The sequence below is a fragment of the Photorhabdus heterorhabditis genome, assembly GCF_001280945.1.
Classification (GTDB): domain Bacteria; phylum Pseudomonadota; class Gammaproteobacteria; order Enterobacterales; family Enterobacteriaceae; genus Photorhabdus; species Photorhabdus heterorhabditis.
The window spans coordinates 19,940-41,396 of sequence record NZ_LJCS01000015.1; the positions used below are offsets into that span (position 1 = coordinate 19,940).

Consider the following 21,457-nt stretch of genomic DNA (forward strand, 5'->3'; position numbering starts at 1 on the left):
AATGAGTATTACGCTTGATTTTAGCGATAAAATTGTCTGGGTAACCGGCGCGGGTAGCGGTATTGGTTATCAGACGGCTTACCGTTTTCAGCAAGCGGGCGCGAAGGTGATTGGGTTTGACATCACTTTCCCTGATGGGGATTTGCCTTTTACACCTTATTTGCTTGATATCAGTGATACTATTGCCGTTTCACATTGTTGCGAACAACTCCTTGCACAACAGCCACAACTTGATGTGCTGGTCAATGGTGCCGGAATATTACGCCTTGGTGCGACTGAAGAGATAACGTTTGAAGATTGGCAACAGTGCTTGTCTGTTAACGCGGGAGGTGCATTCAATCTATTTCAGGCGACTATTCCCCAGTTTCAACGCCAAAAGGCGGGGGCTATCGTCACTATTGCGTCAAATGCGGCTCATGTTCCTCGTGTTGGTATGTCGGCCTATTGCGCTTCTAAAGCTGCGTTGCGTAGTCTCTGCCTGAGTGTTGGGCTTGAATTAGCACCTTATGGCGTTCGTTGTAACCTTATTTCACCAGGATCGACAGATACGCCAATGCAGCGTGATATGTGGCAAACAGCAGCTTCTAAGCAGCAAGTTATTCAGGGATTTTCTGAATTATTCAAACTGGGTATCCCACTTGGGAAGATAGCGACGCCAACAGAAATTGCTGATGCGGTATTGTTTATGGCCTCTGATCTCGCAAGCCATATTACTTTACAGGATATTGTCATCGATGGTGGTGCAACGCTTGGCGCTTAATCGTCTATCATTGTGAATAACGGGCTGGATTAGAGATTGCTAGAATTGACTGTTCTTCTTCCTTTAGGAATGTGAACAGTCAAGGCGTAAATTCTGCAATATCTTAAATGTCTGATGGGCGCTGAGTTTTGATACAGATAAGACGCTGGGTTTCCGGTTCATAACTGTGTTCAATGATCTCGCTGTTACCGTATTCTTCGCGTAATTTTTGTCCGGCTGCGGAATAAGTCAGGAATTTGACGATAATCTGTTCACTGTGGCCTTGCTGCGTCAACCAGCTACTTTTTAATTGACCGGCCACATCATAGGCCAAACGCTGGATATTTCCTTCCGCATCGGTCTGAGTCAGTAAAGCGCCAGTGGCATCCCAGTTGCTTTGGGTAGTATAGACCTCGCTGGTCAATATGTTCTGCCAAATAATTTCGTTGTCACCAGTCCAGTTTGCCTGTTGATCGTCGATCAGTAATTGCTGGGATTGTGATAAAACGCTACCCGTTAGCGACAAACTCTCAGGTCGAGTGACTCCTGCGGCATTGTAGTGGCGTACACACTGGCCGGCAAGGTTGTGGTTTTTCTCTGGTTCGGTACCGCTGGCCCAGATAAGACGTTCGATAATATGAGGCTTTTTTTCCTTTGGTTCTTGTTCTGTTATGGACAGCAAACGTCCGGGAAGGGAAGAAGATTCATATTGTCGGGTTTGTATGGTGCCGGTTGCTGTCACGGTTAGTACTGGACGGCCTTCAATATCATTCAGTATGACCGTGCGACCTGCATCAATGCTTTCGGTACTTAAGGGACTGCCAGTCAAATCATACTGCCAGAGAAAGTTAGGTTTTATCGTACTATCATTCTGTCTGGCGTCATACGGGGGTGTATCAATGCTCTGGTTCAAGTACCCGCGGACATCATACTGATGATGGGTGATACGATGAAAGCCAATGACACTGACAGTCAGGCCCCGGTTATCGTGGACCTTGACGGTAGGTGTGTGTTGATAAAGTTTGGGGTCTATGACTTTCATGACTTACCTCTTTTTATTGTGTTGCTGCATTTAATCATTTCTGTAATCGCAGTTTCCTCAGCATAGTCGGTGTTGAGGTGTTCGTTATAATAGCGGTCAGATTCTTGTCACAATAAAAACCTGCTATTACTTTCCTCCGTGGTGAATAGAGAGTCGGCGCCAGAGCCAATTCAGCCCGGTACTTCCTGTTGTGCCGAATAGTCCGGCAATTGCAAAAGTCATATAGATGCTGCCGCCACTTTCAAAACTCATCAATCCTCCCAGTACACCCGTAAAGCAGGAGATGATGAGTTGACAAAGTACGTTAATCCAACTCCATTTATATTGTTTATTTTGCATATCAATAAGGTATCTGACTAATCCACCCCAGGCCGCAACAAAACCAACGATCAACCAGATAATAAGTTGAGTATCTGACGGTATTATGAACGACACCTTTCACCTCTATATTTGTTTCCCGCCCGTTAGCCGGGCGGGATTTATCAAGTTACATTTTCACCTCAGCTGCTGTGTCATTTTCATCCTCATTGACGGTAAACCAGGGAGTGAACAAGGTTCGGCGAAACCAGCCTTTTGCGGTGATAACCTTCACCTCTCGACCAACGGGGTCATATATATGGGTATCGGCATAAGCTTCTTTTCCGGTGCTGCTATCGCTAACATAACGCCAATCATTGAGAAAATAAGGCTGATAGGTCCGTATGGGTTGTCCTTTATTGTCATATTCAGTACGCCCGGTTACCGCCCAGCGATTATCGGTATCCTCAATTTTCGTGACCAGTGAACCCTCGTTGTTGCGTTGCCAGGCTTTTCCTGCCTCATGTCGGACCGCTGCTTGCAGCAAGCGGCCAAAGCCATCACTGAATGTGACGTGTTGGCGAATTTGTTGAGCCGTATCGTTGTCATAACGATCTGTAGTTAGTGTGAGACTGTGAGGCGGTAAACGGGTATTACTTAACAGGTTGACTGGTTGAGTGGATACACTTCGGTTTTGTAGCCAGCGGCGATAAGCGAGTATGCAGATACGCCCCTCTTTAGTGATGATTCGGGAATTTTGCAACATTTGTTGTTCTTGTTCTGACAGCGTATTTAGGGTTCTTTGACTTAGCACTGGCATCCAGCTTTCCGGTGCATAAACCTGACACTGTGCCACGGGGAGCGTTCCAGTCAGATCAATAGCTGCGTTTACGTTGGTTGGTGGAAGGAACGCGGTTTTTTCCGGTGAAGTATAACCCGTCATCACACCATTTTCTGTTCCCCAAAAGCGCTGTGTTATCGGACGGCCCAGTGCATCCAGCGTAATAAAGTGTACGTTGTCATTTGCATCAGTGAGTTGTACGGGAGTCAGAAAACGCCAGTCATATTTTGCTGATGCTGTCAGGCCAGCCGCATTGCGTGTTTGTATCACGACACAATAATTTGCATCCCAGGTTAATGTGATTTTTCCCGTGAGCTGTGTCTGGCGCTGTTTTAGTGGACGCCAGAACTGCGTGGCTGTGCCGTAATCGGTATAACCATGACGGGCTGTCCAGATTTTACCTTCTCCGGTACGAGGGAACAGATAATCTGCTTGTTGATAGCCGGCTTGTTTCAGCGTTGTTGGCAATTGGTCGGATGTGATACTCCCATCAAATGCTGACAATGTGGATTGATTGAAGACAGTCGTCTCTGTGAAAGCAATTAGCGCTTGCCGTGTTGGTATTGGCAGTGGTGTTGCATTTTGCCCATCGGTATAAAATGTTTTTTGCTGACCAAGGTATTCACGTGGCTTGTCATCCGCAATCAGGCTGTTTTCAGCACGCAGAATTTCCAGATTTAAACCATCGACAGGGAGATGTTCAGCGTCATAAGTAAAGATATCACTGCGAGTACCATCCGATAATCCCAGCATCCTAACAGTATTGCTGGTTAGATGGTGCCAACTGAATTGTTGATAGGTTAGCCGTAATTGATGTTGCTGGTCATCATAACTGTTGGCAAACAGGGTATCGGGCAATATATCGGGATACGGACTGGTTGCGGGCTGATTGCGACGAGGATATTGGACTGAAATCCGTTTCAGAGGCTGGCCGAATAGATCACTGGACAGCGTGATATCTTGGCTGCACTGCGGATCGCTGGCAATACGTTCATAGTGATAACTGCGGCTTTCTGCCATGGATGACCAAAGTACAGGATATTGACTATCTGTATTCTGTAATCGGCGGACCTGTGGACGGAATTCGGTGACCGTATAGGGAATTTGTTCTACTGCACTGCCATCCAACCCATACAGTTCACTGCGTAGCGGTTGACCTTTCAGCGCCCGATATAACCAGTATCGAGCGTTGTCATCTTCTGGTGTCAGGAGAACATCTTTGTTATTTATCCAGGCGGTAAAGCGAGGTGTAAAACCATTAAACGCCTGGATATCGCCTCGCCAATATTCGGTTGATAATGCGTTATCTATTTCAGGTAGACCGGTAGCATACCAGTTTTTAGTTAGCGCTGGTGGTGTACGCTCAGGTGCACTGCCTTGAGCCAGTTGATGGCTATCCGTTTGTTCAACATAACCAAATCCGCGAAATTCCCGTTCACGTCCGTCCCAGGCGCCATGAACATAACGCATGGTTGTCACTAATTTGTTGCCGCTGATTTCGTCTTCTGTTTCCGTCTGCCAGAGAGTGTGTACCGGGAAGGGCAGATAGCAAACCGGTGTTTGTCCAGAAGCCAGTGCCTTGGCTTTTTCATCCAGCCAAAATTGAGCGGAGCTGCGGTAACGCAGAGTGTGATTGGCACCCATATTGTTGTTCATTTCACTGAGTAGCCAGGGTTTATGCAGAGTCAGGTCACAACGCCAGTGATGAGGAGCCATATACGGTACGCTCAGTATCAGGCTGGCGACTCCCTGGCCTTGAATATCGGCTACTTGTAACTGACAGGTATTATCAAAACGTAGACCGTCTGGGAAGGTTAATGTCACAGGGGCGGCGAAACTGTTGCCACTTTTATTTAAGAAAATATCCAGACGATTTGTGTGAACATAAATCAGGTCAGTTGGACCGCTGCCATCTAGGTCAGCCAGATAAACCTGAGCAGGGTTAAATTCAGTTTCTGGTTGGTTAAATCCCGGTAGGGTAATTGGCTGACCAAAGCGCCCGTGTCCCAGATTCGGCCAACAGGTAACTTTAGTTGCGCTGACTTCAACCAGATGTGCTTGACCGGAACCCAGTACATCACTAAAAGCCACTAATTTACGGGCATCAGCGCCCGGTACTGGCAAGGTTACATTACCGGATTGCACTATATCCTGTCCTTTGGTAAAGCCGCCGCGGGTATTGGCATACAAACGCACGCTTTTGGGACCGATCAGAACCAAATCAGAGAGTCCGGCTCCCATTAAATCGGCAAGTTGGGCGCGGGGATGAAAATATTCTACAGGCAGAGCGTTGAGCGGAGTAAAACGTGTCCAACTGCCATCCGGGCGTTGGCTATGGTATCCCCGTAATCCCGGTCCGGTGATTACCCAGTCAAGTTGACCATCACCGTTGATGTCTACCAACGATGCATTATTTTGCAGAGAGGGAATAATTGATAAGGGTTGCATTTTTTCCCAGGTGACCGCGTCTTGGTTGCTTCCGGTTTGGCGCTGTGCAGCACGGTACCACCAAGCTTCTTTGTCTTGATACAGAAGACCGGGTAGCCCTTCACCTTTTAGATCAACCAATTGCCAGCGCTGAATTGCATTGAAATTTTCCAATACATCCATCGGCTGCCAGTGAGCATGATGCTGTGGCGAAAAATCCTGATATGCAAATTCCAGTGGTGGAAGGGTGACGGCGGTGCCATCTTGTTCATGTCCCACCTTGCGAACCGATACCAGTGTGCTGGCTATTGCGTTTTCGTCATAATCCAGTATCAAGCGTGAAACTGGTGTCAGTTCATCGGGTTTTTTTGCCTGTCCGGCCAGTGTTTGCAGACGGTGATACATCAGTATCTGGCGGCATAAACGACGAGTACGCAATTCGAAACCGTATTCATAACGGGAAAAACGGTCTTGTCGGCAAAGCCAATTATCCGTTGTTGTAAATGCTGGTGATGTTTGTAGGTCATTATTGCGTTCGCCGTAATCAAATACGAGACAGAACAGCCAGCTTGCTTGAGACGGGATATGACCATCCAGACTTGGTAGCGTTTCGCTGGCTGTCAGGTTACCGTAATGTACGGTGTGGAGATAGCGTTGGGCTGTAGCTTGTGGATGTGCTGTAATCTCATCAGTTTCACAACCTGCTTCATTTTCGGTGCGGTACTGATAATAGATTTGCTCACCATGCGGTGACACTGATGCTTCTAGTAGCCACTGGGCTGTTTGCGTAGTGTCTGATGGGGTACTAATACGTGCTTGAGGATTTTTGCCTAGCAAGTGTACCTGTCCATTTGGGCTGTATATCAGCCAAAAATCTGTTGCGTTTGTTGTTTTCGGCTGCCAGTACTCTAACCGGCTGAAATGACTTTCCAAGCGGTAACGGTAGCCGGTAACGGTGAAAGTGGTACCCAAATTGATGTCTTGTAATGTGGATTCATCACGGGGGTGATCCACCATAACCAGAACTTCGCCTTCCGGTCCGAGGAAGGTATCGGTTTCATTATAATGGGGAACACCAAAATGTGTGCGGCGGCGAATAGCCATAACGTTGCAATCCCAGCCTAGTCCAAACGGGCTATTACCGGCACCGCTATTATAGTTCAGGGTTAATGAGGGGGCATAACCGCGCCCGGCAGAAATGGGCAATGGCAGAGAAAGTGCAGTCATACCATCCGGTCCGGCGGGTGTTAATGCTTCACCCATACCTGTGATAGCGCCCCCCCCTTTGGGCAATGACAGCTCTGTAATATTGAAATCTTGTGAATTTTGCATATAAAGACTCCTTGCAGGCCCCGCTTAGGGGCCTGTTTTAATACTTAGTTGAGATGGTTATTGGCGAATGGTGTAGCGAATATGCAGAATGATGTCGTTTAGACTCTCCAGCATGACTTTTTGTTTTCCAGTTGCATTTGGGAAGCTCAATGTCAACGTACCATTATCGATTGGGATTCCTTCAAACGGCAGGAACTTGCCATCATTGAAATCCAGCTGGAACTGACCACTGTCATTCATCCCATGAGAAACCGCCAGTGATTTGCAACTTTCAGCTAATCCGGTGACATTTCCGCCGTAAGACAGAATGGCTTGTACATCTTGATATGGTCCTAATAGCGCTGGTAGGGTAACACTGAGCTGTTTAATACGGCGAATGTTGCCTACTCCGCTATCTGTTGGATAATCATCACGGATTTGCAAGTCAGCTAATGAAATGGATGCTTGCAGAGAATTTCGGGCGTTCCCTGTACCAAACTTCAGGGTATTATTCCCGTTACCGGCATTGCCTGATCCACGTCTGACTAGTTCTGCAATTTTCTCTGACAGGGAAAATCGACCTTTATTTTTATAGAGTTCTGCCAGTGAGACGGTGCGTTCTATCTCCAGTACACGTTGTTCCTGTTTTAGGTGCGCATCTTCCATTTGTGCCAGATTCAGCATCAAGGCTTCACCTGCGAGCAGGCCGGCATGGGTTCCTTGCCAGGCTCCAGGTTTAATGAAGCGTACAGAAGCATTATTAGTTTCCCAGCAATAGGCCATTTCTGCCATCAAACAACGGGTTACCGCCAGATCGTAGAATTGGAAATAAATGGCGGCTAGGCGACCACGTAGCCAGTTGTACAGCGCCTGATTGCTGAACTTACGTTGCAGGAAGACCAATTGTGCTTGAGTTTGTTCCTGTTGGGTTTGCAGGCTGGTTTTCTGCAACACAGTGGCTTCACGGCGTATAGTCAATGAATTGAGCTGAGCATCAATTTGTTTCAGCTCGGTTTCTGCATTATTACGCTGGATTTCCCATTCCTGACGGCGACGACGATAGGCTTCAGATTGGCTGATTTTATCTGCTTCTGTGTTCATGACACTGGCTGAGAACTCCATGACATTACCTGTAGCTTGAGCAATTGCCCCCCAATGGCTGCCGCCATCAGCTAAGCCGAAAATGTTGGGTGCCAGATCAAGTGCTGCGCCTGCCAGATGTGATGCTTGAAGAGCAGTAGAAAGGCCAGCTATGGAGGCACGCAACGTCATTGCCTGTTTTTCACCGGCATTGATATTTTCATCGAACAGTTTGCTGTAACTGTCAAAACGTGATTGTGCTCCAGCGCGGTTTTTTTCCAGCACAGTTTTTTCAGCATCTAGCTCTTCGATGGTTTTGTCTTGTATGCTCAAATTGGTCAATATCAGTTCTGCCGCCTGATTCTGCAACAGCGTATTTAGTGCTTCTGCATCTTGACGTTCGATAATATTTTGTAACGTGGAACCAAACTGCGTGAGTTGACTTACCATGCTGCGCGCGTTTTCCAGCATGCGTGGGAAACGCCATAATGATATAAATGGTTGCGGGAGAACCCCGCCGGCCTGTGAGCTGGCGACAGTGGCGCTGAGCAGCGCTTTTGGATCTGCCGGTGTAGCGTAAATAGGTAGATGTAATGGCTGACCGTCGATAGAAAGGTTATGGCGCAGGTTGTATAACCGTTGTTCCAGTGTCTGCCAGTAGCTCAGCATGACTTCATTGACCTGCGGCAGGAAAAGATCTGTTTGTGTGTCGGTTGTAGATTGGCCCTGTCGTAAGGCTACCATTGAGCGGGAATGGGCTTTTTGTCTCTCAATATCTGCGGTATCTTTCAGATCGGGTTCGCTCCACACTGAATTGAGTGAAAGATGAGGCTTATCACCCAATAGGTGTAGTGCCTGCATATACCACATTTTTGCTTCGTTGAGCGTGTCCCGTTCCAGCTGGCGATAAGCATAATCTCCATGTGCTATTAACAAATCAAGGGTCCGCATAAACGTAGCAACTTTGTAATGCATCGGATCATGTTGAGCTACGGCGTCAGGATCAACCGAGTCTAATGGGTCATCGTTCCAACTGGTATCTTCCTGTAATGGGCGGACATTCCAGCGGTAATTTTGAATTTGACCATTAACAATATAACCAGACGAATTCCAGACATATTTCAGCCAACGGTTAGCTTCATCAAAGTTTTGTTCATGTAGCAAACGTTGAGCAATCAGCATCGGGGTATAATAGAACAGTTCCCAGAAATAGAGACTGTTAGCGCCGCTGAAATCCATCGGTTCGTTCTTAACATCTTTCAGAACATTAACGCTTTCGAAATGGGTCAAAATAGAGCTAGGACTTATTGTGACTACCCCATTAGCATCTCTGACAAAATGAGGGCCGCCCCAGGAACTATCTGACAATGATTTCTGAAAGGTCATATAAACCTTGGCGTGAAAATCTCGATTTAGTGGCGCATCATCAAGAGGGATAAATAAAGTTATGTTTGCGCGGGTATCGCCTAGCTGACCTGAATAGATAATATGTGAGTTATTATCTACAACATGTTTGAGATAAAGCTTAAACCAACGTTCATTACCATGAATCGATGGGCTATAAGGGGGTATGACAAACGTAGCATAGAAACCCTTACCTAATTGCGACTCCTGAATATTCTGAGTATCCATACTTAAGATAGTATCGATTCCAGCGGTGGCACGGCTAATTAATTTGCGGGCAAACAGCGTGTTAAGTCGAGTACGATAGATTCCCCACTGTATATATTGCGCCCCATTTGCATCATGGTTAAGGGTCAGGACATCATTATCGGTACTTACCTTACGAGTGACAGTAATACTGAAATGTTCCTCTCCCAGTTTACGATCATTTTCTCCTTCGGCAAATGGCTCAGCAAATGCGGTAAAGGTGATATCAATACTGGCTGAATTATTAATGAAATTCAGACCTGAACCCTCTATTTCCAGGGAATTAAATTGATAAATCATCTCTTCGAAGTTGGGTGATGGCTGAGTGGAAACCTGTTTGTCTGCTGTAAAAGTTTGTATTTTACTGCCAGCATTCACTGTTACTTGAACTTTTGTCGAAGAAATTGCCGTATTGATATTTATTGGTCCTGAAACATCAGTAGCAATTCCCATGTTGTCAATCATAAAGAGGTATTTATTAAGATCATTGGGCTGATTCTGGGGATCGGTAACATAATCATCACCAATGGTAGCATTGTCTTTGCTCAATGTTCGACGCGCATCAGGTATCCATGCTTCGACTTTAGATGAATAATTGGTATCCCGATGGAATAATAGTCTTCCTTTATCAAGCTTACTGGCATTTCCACTATACTGATAAATGGGGTAAAACAGTTGTTTCTTTGTTGAGTGATCTGGGTTGACGCCTAAATTGTTATAGATAATAAATTTGTCGCCCAATTTACCGTATTTCTTCATCAAGTTACATTGATTACGTTTTTGGCCTTCATATCCATTATGAATAACTCTTAATTTAGGTGAAATTTTGATTTTTAAATTATCTGATTGAGATTCTAGGCTGATAGCTGAAATATTCCCGCCATACACCATACCGAGGTAATGTTCTTCCCAATTGTAGCCCTTATTATTGTTTATTGATGAGGGGATTTCATATTTTTCTGCATAGCGGTTATTCACTCTTATGATACTGTTTGTATCGAAGTGTTTATAGCTATTATCCCGATAAGATGTAATTTGTGTAATTGGCATGGATTTGGAGGACATATTGGAGAAAATATACAGTCCTTGCATTGAGGCGTTTTTATAATTATCTAATTTATTTTCTTTGCCGTAAAACATAACCAACAAGGTATCTTCACCCTGATAACCTGCACAATAGAATCCGAGTGCTTTATTGGCCAATTTTAAATCAGATATTTTGCTATTTACATCAAAGGTGATTGGTGTATTCCAGGTTCCGTCATAGCGGATATGTGCTAGTTTTAATTCATAATAATACTCTTGGATAGTTTTTTGACCATTTTTTTCCTGTTTAGCAATCTTCTTCTGTTCCAGCCAGGTTATATACAGACGGGATTGGTAAACTACCGGGCGGATAGTGTCCTGATAGGGATGAATCGGACAGTCAATTTTGTACCACTCACTCCAGGCGTTAGCGGCGAATTTGCCATTGCTGAATTTATTGTGATCCACGCTGCGCCAGTAATATTGATTAACTTCTGTTTTACTGTGTCCGATAAAATAGGTTAATCCCTGATCACTATTAATATTGTCGTGATAGGCGCTGACGATTTCCAGATTAGCTACTTGTTCGAATGACGTTAAATAAGAATTAAAGGCATCTTCTACAGTATCGGTATTTAATTGACTCTGGCTGACGGATTGCAGCAGTGTATCCATCATTTTTGTTTGTCCGATACGCATGGTCGGATCAATGTAATTTTCAGGGTAATAAGCGAGTTTCGATACGCTGGCCCAGGTGCTGTAGCGTTTATTATATTTATCCCAATCGGCAAAGAATTGACGGCTGGTTACATTCTGGACTGTATTTTCCTCTATGTTTTTCAGTGCCTGGTTAATATACAGTTGGATGCTAGCAATTGCTTCAGCAATTCGCGTGGTTTTAATAGCGGCGGAAACTTGATTATCAATCAATAAATACTGATACAGGTCATCACGGTTTTTAATCGCGGGGCCTTTATTAGTGATGTTGCGGATATAGTACTCGCTTAATGCCGTACTGCGGGATTCATCCAGAAATGCATGCAGGGTATTGGCCTTTGGGGTATCTAAACCAGCAGTTAATGCTGTAGCTATGTTTTCCCATTTGTTATAAGCAGCGGAAAGGTCATTGGTGAGTAATTCCGCCAGTTCTGAAGCATTCTCTGGAGAGACATGTAATTGACGCGCTATATCAACCCATTGCAGAATGGCGTCGATAGATGCCCAACTGATGAAGGGATTGCTTGGCTGTATTTCATTGGTAGTTAATGAAATTAATGGATTATGTTTTTGTTCTAGGGTACTGGCTTGTAATAGCAGATTTTTATCAAGGTTCATGGCGCTAGCCAGCTGTTTTGCCGTTAATGTTCCTTTTTCAAGTTCGGTCAGGACGAAAGAAGCTTTTTTGCCCAGTGAATTAATCCAGTCAGCAAAGTGTGTCATCATTATCAATGATAATGCGTTAGGTGTTGATTCCGTTTCGGCTGTAGTGCCAAAGATTTGCGGTTTTGTTACAAACAGATGGAAAGCGTTTTCGTTGAGACCCGTGGAACGGTAGATCAGCGCCAGTTGGGCCAGGCACTGGCAATATTGAATAACGGGTTCAGCTTGTTGCTGGAATTCTGGTTGAGTTGTAACGGGGTTTACCCGTAACCAGCTCCATAATTTCTCAGCTGTCATTTTTCCTTTGCCGGGTTCTAATTTATCCGCCCAGGTGAGGATGGCATATGCCGTATGTTCAGACGGTAATTGCAAAGCGGCGGTGATATAAGGCGAAATAGCTTCCAGCAGATTTTTTTTGGTTTTCTCCGCTTTCTTATCAAAATCTTTTAAGCCGTTATATACAGTATCCAGCAAGTTGTATATTTCTGGGATCAGGGTTTTATCATAGTTATTAGTGGTCATGATGAACAACTGATATACACTTAGCTTCTGTGTACGCAGCCATTCGGTAATGTCATAGAGTTTGTTAATTAATAAGACCAGCTCATTATCTGTGATTTTGAGTAAGTTGGTTTTCCCTTCACCCGTAGCAATGAGCAATAAACCTAATTCATTAATAGTCAACTGATGGATATCTGCCAGTAATTTGGTGAGATAGAGATGAGAAAGATTCTCTATATTATGGATAATTTTTCTAGTTGTGCTACCACCATTGACGATCTTTAGTAGGCGATAAAGTGAGACATCATCGACATTAAAAGCACGTTTAAGCGCAGTTTTTTTCCAGTCGTTGGTATTGTTTGGATTTAAATCAATCTCTTTATTCTCGGCAGAAAAATCTTGCCCATTCAGTTTGGGAGTATTAAACAAACGATCAAATTGGCTGGGGCTGTTATTATCATCACGTTGTGAAATGGGGGCTTTACACAGTATTAGTGCTGTTTCAGTATCAATACCGTAACGATGCATATAGTATTTTACACGAAAGACTTTCTTTAGTACTTCTGCATTGATGTTGAGTCCTGGGTTGGTATTGGAGATAATTTCTACCAATACGGGTAGTGGCAGATTTGTAGCTTTGGACAGACGAATAAATTTATTCCGTTTCAACAGAAGAAGATAATCATATTTTGCGTTGGAAGGTGTTGTACTTTTTATTTTTTTTGTAGTTAATGTAACATTCAATTTAGTTAAATGACTAAATTCTTCATCAGTCAGATTATAATAATTCCTCAGATATTCTGGGTTTTCTATCAGGGAAGGATTAATATTACCAAAATTTTTATTATAAAGACTCTTTGCATTGGCTTCGGTAATTTCTTCTGTCAGAATATTAAACAATTCAGGTGAAACAGATGAATTAATCTCCAACAGAGAAATTTGATACATGAGTTTGGCGACGGTTGTTTTCGGTGGTGTACTGGATTGTTCAAATACTGGAGCCTGTAACTGAATAATTTTACGCACGCTTTCATAAGCATCGTGATATGGCAGTGATCCAGCAAAAGGGAAGGTTGATAATTTTTCCATTATTTCAGCATAGTGACTACGTCCACTCTGATTGCTAATAATACTTTCGAGCAACACGTTATTAGACAGAGAAAGTGTGGATATTTCAGTATCCATATTTTTCTGGCTGAGCGTTAGTAACTGTAGATCCGGGCGGCGTGTATCCAGATGATAAATAGAATCGCTCGTATGTAAATCGCGTGCTTGACGGTAAAGTTCGGTCAGGTAAGCGGCAGGCGAGAACATGGAAGAAATTGAGTCTGGTGCTGCATATTGACTGGCGCGGTTGCCAAATTTACTGTTATAACCTTGTTGGTCAGCATGGGGTTTGGTCAAGGTAAGTTGTATTGCATTTTGTAACTGAGGATTAGCGCGTTTCAGAATACGAGCTTCATGCAGTAGATTATCTTTTTGCACCTGTTTTGCATCAAGATATAAGCTGACGGTTTGTGACCATGAAAGCTCGCCTCGTACTTTCTGGCGGAGTTCATCAAAAGAGAGATGGCAGATATCGGTCAGAGAAGTAAAGCTTTTTCCTAATGCTTGTTGGTATGCAGGATTGAGTGTATTCATATTTATTCCTTTTAAATATTAAGTAAAATAAGATACTTATGCGGCCTTGCTTATCGTGGGTTTATACCTGTTATCTTTCAAGTTGCCTCTTTGTTGACTGCACTCACTCACCCCGGTCACATCGTTATCTATGACATAGTTATCTATGCTCCCGGGGATTCGCGCCCTTGCCGTCGCGATCCATCTTGAAATCTATTGGGTATATATCTATCAAAAGCAGGCGGAAAATATAACGTTTGATAGCAGGCTGAATAGATTGAAAATAGTGGAAAAATAAAGAGAACCATTCAGCTATAAACTATTCCATGAAGTTATTATCTATTATTTATTTAAATGGTCGTTATGATGCAATAACAAAATTTATAATCACACCAAAGGTAATATAATTATCAACAATAACGAAATGAAATAATTGCATTTGTTACATATGGTCTACTATGAAAAAGAAGATGATTAATATTTTGTAATGAGCCGAAGGAAGTGTAAGACGGTCAGAAAGGAATCATGGAATTTCATTTGTGAGTGATGGAATATATTTTGTAATATTGATTGAGCAAAAAGATACAGGCCCCATTAGGAGCCTGTTTTAGCATTGAGTTGAGCGAGTTATTGGCGAATGGTGTAGCGAATATGCAAGATGATATCGCTCAGTGTCTGCAACATGGTTTTTTGTTTACCCGTTGCATTCGGAAAACTCAGCGTCAATGTACCGGTATCATTAATCGCAATTCCTTCAAACGGCAGAAATTTGCCATTGTTGAAATCCAATTGGAACTGACCGTTGTCATTCATTCCATGGGAAACGGCCAGCGCCTCACAACCTTTAGCTAACCTAGAGGTATCTCCATTGTAGGACAGAATTGCCTGTACATCTTGGTATGGTCCTAACAGGGCTGGCAAGGTAACACTGAGCTGTTTAATACGGCGGATGTTGCTTGCACCACTGTCCTCTGGGTAGTCATTATGTAGTGATAGACCTGCCAGAGAGATTGTGGTGCGTAGTTGGTTGTTTTTCAGCGTGACAGGATGACTGTCATCGTCAGGCGATTCGGCTTTACCTGTCAGCAGGGTGGAAATACGCGTTGCCAGATTAAACGGTTGTTCCAGCAAGGCGGCATACACTTGCGTCAATGAGATAGTACGTTCCACTTCCAGAGCGCGTTGATCCCATTTCAGATGTGCATCTTCCATTTGTGCCAGATTCAGCATCAAGGTTTCACCTGCGAGCAAACCAGCATGTGTTCCCTGCCAGTCCCCGGGCTTAATAAAGCGGGTAGAAGTATCATTAGTCTCCCAACGATAGGCCATTTCTGCCATCAAACAACGGGCTATTACCAAATCATAGAATTGGAAGTAAATAGCAGTTAATCGGCCACGTAGCCAGTTATACAGCGTTTGATTGCTGAATTTGCGTTGTAGGAAGGTCAGTTGTGCCTGGATTTGTTCCTGTTGTGTTTTCAGGCTGGTTTTCTGCAATAACGCAGCTTCACGGCGTATCGCTAATGAACTGAGTTGGGAATTGATTTGCTTTATCTCTGCTTCGGCATTATTTCGCTGGATTTCCCATTCTTGATGGCGGCGGCGATAGGCTTCTGACTGGCTAATTTTATCCGCTTCTATGTTCATAACATTGGCGGAAAGCGCCATGATATGACCTGTAGCTTCGGCAATTGCCCCCCAGTGGCTGCCACCATCAGCGAAACCGAAAATATTAGGTGCGAGATCCAGAGCGGCCCCTGCCAAACGTGATGTTTGCAGGGCCGTATTGAGATCGGCAGCGGAGGCATGCAACGCTATCACTCGGTTTTCACCGGCATTGATATTTTCATCATGTAACTTTTTGTAGCTATCAAAGCGTGATTGCGCTGCGTCTTTAGTTTTTTCCAGCACGGTTTTTTCAGCATCCAGTTCTTCAATAGTTTTGTCCTGTATGCTCAGAGTCGTTAATATCAGCTCTTTTGCCTGATTTTGTAGAAGGCTATTTAATGCTTCTGCATCCTGACGTTCGATAATATTTTGTAGTGTGGAGCCGAATTGTGTTAGCTGACTCACCATGCTGCGGGCGTTTTCCAGCATCTGAGTGAAGTGCCACAGTGGTATAAATTCAGATGGCAGATTGCCGCTATCTTGTGAGTTGGCGATAGTAGCGCTGAGTAATGTTTTAGGATCTGTAGGTGTAGCATATATCGCCAGATGCAATGGCTGACCGTCAATGGAGAGGTTATGGCGCAGATTGTACAGTCGTTGTTCTAGTGTTTGCCAGTAGTTCAGCATCACTTCATTGACTTGTGGTAGGAAAAGATCTGTTGGTCTGTTGTGCAACTCAACATTACCTTGCCGCAAGGCGACTATTGCGCTGGAGTGCTCTTTTTGTTTTTCGGTTTTAGCCGTATCACCCAGACTTGGTTTACTCCACTCTGAACTGAGCGATAGATGAGGTTTATCACCTAACAGATGCAATGCCTGCATATACCACATCTTAGCTTCGTTGAGAGTGTCCCGTTCCAACTGGCGATAGGCGTAATCTCCACGTGTCATCAACAGATCCAGGGTGCGCATAAAAGTAGCAACTTTGTAATGCATGGGATCATGTTGCGCTATAGCATCAGGATCGACGGCTTCTAAAGGATCATCGTTCCAGCTAGTGTCTTCCAGTAACGGACGAACATTCCAGCGATAGTGTTGAATTTGACCATGTTTAATATAACCGGATGGGTTCCAGACATATTTTAGCCAACGATTAGCCTCATCAAAGTTTTGTTCGTGTAGCAAACGCTGAGCAATTAACATCGGGGTATAGTAGAACAACTCCCAAAAATAGAGACTGTTAGCACCGCTGAAATCCATGGGTTCGCTGTTAATATCACTCAGAACATTGACGCTTTGGAAATGTTCTAGATTAGAATCAAGTTTTACGAATACTTGCTCTTGATGGTTTTTAATAAAGAGAGAACCTGGTCGGTAATTATATGAATCTTCCCGGACTTTCTTGAAAGTCATATTAACTCTGGCGTGATAATCAGGATTCGGAAGAGCATTAGGATCGGTGATCAGCGGGATAAATAGTGTGACACTGACACTGACACTGGTATCTTCTAACTGACCTGAGTAGATAGTATATGGACTATCACCAGCAGGATATCTGACATGAAGCTTAAACCAGCGCTCACCATGAGTCGATGGATTATAGGGGGGGATCACAAACGTAGCATAGAAACCCTGACCTAACTGCGGCTCCTGAATATTCTGAGTATCTAGACTTAAAATAGTGTCGATTCCAGCGGTGGCTCGGCTAACCAATTGACGGGCGAATAGGGTATTAAGGCGGGTACGATAAATTCCCCACTGTATATATTGTGCCCTGTTGGTATCATGGTAAAGCGTTAAGATATTATCGTTATTAGTCTCTGTTGATGGTGAGACTTCATACCGGTTATTCACCTTTATGACACTATTGACCCCAGCACCGGTATCAAACTGTTTACCAATGTTAGTTATGTAATCTCCGAGATTGATATCTTCAGATGACATATTTAAGGTGATATTCAGTCCTGTTATTGGTTCATCTATTGTGTATTTATTCACTGCCTCTTGTTTTTGATAGAACATTACCAGCAGTTTATTGTCTTGATAACTTGCACAATAGAACCCTGGTTTTTGCTCCAGTAGATACTGTTGCTTTTGTATCTCTTGTTGATTTAGCTCTTTTTGTTTTCCCAGTATGCTTATTTCCGTCGTTGATTGCCCTTGTTCTGTCAGATTTTTCTCCCATAGCCTCAGTTGTTCCTTCCGTTGTTTTAGTAGCGCCTCTAATAGATCTGATGACTCCAGTGGTTCCACAAGTTCTGGTGGACTTATCGGTTGCAATGGTAGGAATGGTTTTAGCTGCTCTTCATATTCCTGCTGCTGCTTCAGTCTCTCCTCTAACTGTTTTTGATACTTGATCAATTGCTCCAATAATACCGATGTGTTCACTTGTTCTAACGGTGTTAATGTTCTAAAAACAGCAGATATTTTGTCATTCACATCAAAGGTTATTGGCGTACTCCAGGTGGCGTCATAACGAATATGTGCCAGTTTTAGTTCGTAATAATAGTCTTCGACAGTTTGATGTTTATCGTCTGCTTGCTTGGCAATCTTCTTTTGCTCCAGCCAGATCAAATACAGGCGGGATTGGTATATGACTGGACGGATAGTGCTGTTATAAGGGTTCATCGGACAGTCAATTTTGTGCCACTCACTCCAGGCGTTAGGGGCGAATTTTCCATTGTTGAATTTGTTGTGATCCACGCTACGCCAGTAATATTGATTAATTTCTGTTTTACTGTGTCCGATAAAATAGGTGAGTCCTTGATGACTATTAATATTGTCGTGATAAGCACTGATGACTTCTAAATTAGCGACCTGTTCAAACGACGTCAGATAAGACATAAAAGCATCTTCGGCGGTATCGGTATTTAATTGGCTTTGACTGACGGATTGCAGTAGAGCATCCATCATTTTTGTTTGCCCGATGCGTATCGTCGGATCGATGTAATTTTCAGGATAGTAAATAAGCTTAGCAACGCTGGCCCAGGTGCTATAGCGTTTATTGTATTTATCCCAGTTGGTAAAGAATGGACGGCAGGTGACATTTGTGATGGTATCTGCTTCCATATTTTTCAATGCCCGGTTGATGTATAGCTGGATACTGGCGATAGCTTCTGCGATCGGCGTCGTTTTGATGGCAGCGGAAACCTGATTATCAATTAATAAATACTGATATAGGTCATCACGGTTTTTAATTTTTGCACTTGTGTTGACGGCTTTACGGATATAGTACTCACTCAAAGCAATACTACGAGACTCATCCAGAAAAGCGTGTAAAGCATGGGTCTTTTGAGTATTCAGCCCAGCGGTTAATATCGCAGCTACGTTTTCCCATTGAGCATAGGTAGGGTGAGATTCTGCGGTTAGTAGTTGTGCTAGCGTAGAAACTTCTTGGGGGGAAATATTTAACTGACGCGCAACGCTAACCCATTGCTGGAGGGTGTCAATAGATGCCCAGTTGGAGAAATTATTTTGCGCTTGATGACTGGCTTGCAACAGCAGGTTTTCATCAAGATTCATGGCGTTAGCCAGTTGTTCCGCCGTTAATGTTTTACCTTCGAAGGCTGTTAGCACGGTGGAAGCTTTGTCATCCAGAGAGTTAACCCAGTCAGCAAAACGTGTCAGCATTATCAGTGATAGTGCATTATGCGTTGACGCTGTCATGCCAAAGAATTGCGGTTTTGTCACAAACAGACGTAAGGTATTCTCGCTGAGGTCAGTGGAGTGATAAATCAGTGCTAATTGTGCCAGGCACTGGCAATACTGAGCCGCGTGCTCTGGTGTGACAGGGAGCGGTGGTTGTTCTGAATTATGTTGTTCTGAATTATATTGAGCTTGCAACCACCCCCAGAATTTTTCTGCCGTCATTGTACCGTTGCCAGGTTTTAGTTGATCTGCCCAGGTAAGCACGTAGTGAGCGGCGTTTTCAGACGGTAATTGCAGAGCAGCAGCGACATAAGGAGATAGGGCTGCCAATAGTTGGTCTGGCTTACTTTCATCATTATTAAAGCCTTGCAAGCCATTGTAGGCAGTATCAAGTAAGTTTTGGATTTCTGGTGTTATCGTTTTGTCATAGTTGGTGGTAGTCATGACAAACAGCTGATACACACTCCATTTCCGTGTTCGTAGCCACTCGGTAACGGTATAAAGTTTGTCAATCAGAACAGCCAGATGGCTATCACTGATCTCGGATAAGTTGTTTGTCCCTTCACCGATGGCAACCAGCAGTAAATTCAACTCATTAGTCGTTAACTGATGGATATCAGCCAGCGATTGGGTCAAATTGAGGTGAGAAGGATTTGTTATATGAGTCCTTTCTGTAATAGAGACTTTGCACAGTATTAGCGCGGTTTCAGCATCAATACCGTAACGCTGCATATAGTATTTAACTCGAAAGGCTTTCCTTAATGCCTCTACATTGATATCCGGCTCGTCACGAAATTCATTGTATGGGGGAAGGGCAGGAACTTCTATGAGGTCATCAATATCCTCACCTCCAAGTTCTGTAGGTTGAGATGTATGGATACTACCAGAGATAATGTTTTTAAGGATTGCTGGGGAGAGTTTCGCTATTCGAGACAAACGAATAATCTTATTGAGTCTTAGCAGATAATATTGAGCAGGTTGCTCACTGTCTTCATTCTCCATCAACTGATGTACTCGTGCAATTTCTTCCTGTTTAATAAATTGATCGGCTTCTTGATCCGTCAGATGATAATAACTTTTCAACTGTTCTGGTTTGAACATTAGGGAGGGGGCAATATCACCAAAGATCCGTTGATAAAGGTCTTGAACATTATCTTCTGTAGCATTGGTCGTCAGAATATTAAACAAGTCAGGAGAGACAGCAGCATTAATCTCAAGCAGGGAGGTTTGATATATCAGCTTGGCAATTGGGGTTTCTGGAGATGTATTAAATGGATTTAATATTGGTGCCTGTAACTGAATAACTTGACGTATATTTTCATAAGCATCGTGATACGGCATTGAGTCGGCAAGGCGGAAGGTTGATAATTCTTGCATTACTTTAGTCTGGTCTTCTAACTTAGGTAGAGTTTTAATCCCTGCCAGCAACACCTTATTAGACAGAGAAAGGGTAGAAATTTCATCATCCATATTTTGCTGGCTGAGCGTCAGTGATTTTAGATCCGGGCGACGTGTATCCAGATGATAAATAGAACCTTGCACATGTAAATCCTGCGCTTGACGATAAAGTTCTGTTAAATAAGCAGCAGGAGAAAACATGGAAGATACCGCTCCTGGGATTACATACTGATTGGCCCGACCACCGAATTTACTGTTATAACCTTGCAGATCAGCATGAGGTGTTGTGAGGGCCAGCTGAATGGCATTTTGCAACTGAGGATTCGCACGTTTGAGAATATGCGCTTCATGCAATTGATTATCCTGTTGTACATCAAGATATAAACTGAGGGTCTTTGACCAAGAGAGCTTACCGTCCATTTTGTGGAGAAATTCGTCAAAAGAGAGGTGGCCAATATCTAGTGGGGAATTAAAGCCATTATCTTTTAATATTCTTTCGAGTTCGGGCGTGAGTGTATTCATGTTTATTCCTTTTAAATATTAAATAAATAAAACACTTATGCTGCCCTGAGTATCATGGGTACAATAATTTATACTCATTAAAATAAGGCAGAAAATATAACGTCTGATAATGATTGGAAATAAATTGAAATTAACTGACAAATAAGAAGAAATCATTCAATCATTAATTATTTCATAACGTTATTACCTTATTGTTTATTTAAACAGCCGTTGTTATGCAATAACAAAATTTATAATTTCATGAACAATAGTTGTTATTATTTATCATAAGAAAATGAAATAATTGCTTTTGTTCTGAACGAGGCTTTACGAAATGAGATGATTAATATTTTTCTGTAAGCAGAAGAATTAATGGAAAAGTGAACTA

The 21,457-nt window shown here is 43.4% G+C and carries 6 protein-coding genes; 1 reads left to right on the forward strand and 5 read right to left on the reverse strand.

Features of this window, described 5'->3' with window-relative positions:
* The first annotated feature begins 1 nt into the window (after position 1).
* Entirely contained in the window at positions 2-760 is a 759-nt protein-coding gene (gene dhbA, locus AM629_RS07720) for a 2,3-dihydro-2,3-dihydroxybenzoate dehydrogenase (RefSeq protein WP_054477711.1), read from the forward strand.
* A gap of 103 nt (positions 761-863) precedes the next feature.
* On the opposite strand, the gene AM629_RS07725 is transcribed toward dhbA, so the two are convergent.
* The 5 genes from AM629_RS07725 to AM629_RS07745 form a co-directional block, all read right to left on the reverse strand.
* Positions 864-1,781 (reverse strand): RHS repeat protein, encoded by a 918-nt coding sequence (locus tag AM629_RS07725; protein ID WP_054477713.1) that lies wholly within the window; start codon positions 1,779-1,781, stop codon positions 864-866.
* Positions 1,782-1,907: 126 nt separating this feature from the next.
* Positions 1,908-2,216, reverse strand: coding sequence for a phage holin family protein (locus AM629_RS07730; RefSeq protein WP_054477716.1), 309 nt, complete (start codon positions 2,214-2,216; stop codon positions 1,908-1,910).
* A 52-nt stretch (positions 2,217-2,268) separates the two neighbouring features.
* Positions 2,269-6,678 carry a SpvB/TcaC N-terminal domain-containing protein gene (locus AM629_RS07735; protein ID WP_054477718.1) on the reverse strand — a complete coding sequence of 1,470 codons (4,410 nt, stop codon included), beginning with the start codon at positions 6,676-6,678 and terminating at the stop codon, positions 2,269-2,271.
* A gap of 57 nt (positions 6,679-6,735) precedes the next feature.
* Positions 6,736-13,935, reverse strand: a complete 7,200-nt coding sequence (locus AM629_RS07740; RefSeq protein ID WP_054477720.1) for a Tc toxin subunit A-related protein — start codon at positions 13,933-13,935, stop codon at positions 6,736-6,738.
* 606 nt (positions 13,936-14,541) lie between these two features.
* Positions 14,542-21,090, reverse strand: coding sequence for a Tc toxin subunit A-related protein (locus tag AM629_RS07745; protein ID WP_054477722.1), 6,549 nt, complete (start codon positions 21,088-21,090; stop codon positions 14,542-14,544).
* Positions 21,091-21,457: the final 367 nt, after the last annotated feature.

Bases quoted from the DNA above. Each gene is read 5' to 3' on its own strand.
- dhbA (WP_054477711.1), top strand. From the start codon at position 2: ATGAGTATTACGCTTGATTTTAGCGATAAAATTGTCTGGGTAACCGGC.
- AM629_RS07725 (WP_054477713.1), bottom strand. From the start codon at position 1,781: ATGAAAGTCATAGACCCCAAACTTTATCAACACACACCTACCGTCAAG.
- AM629_RS07735 (WP_054477718.1), bottom strand. From the start codon at position 6,678: ATGCAAAATTCACAAGATTTCAATATTACAGAGCTGTCATTGCCCAAA.
- AM629_RS07740 (WP_054477720.1), bottom strand. From the start codon at position 13,935: ATGAATACACTCAATCCTGCATACCAACAAGCATTAGGAAAAAGCTTT.
- AM629_RS07745 (WP_054477722.1), bottom strand. From the start codon at position 21,090: ATGAATACACTCACGCCCGAACTCGAAAGAATATTAAAAGATAATGGC.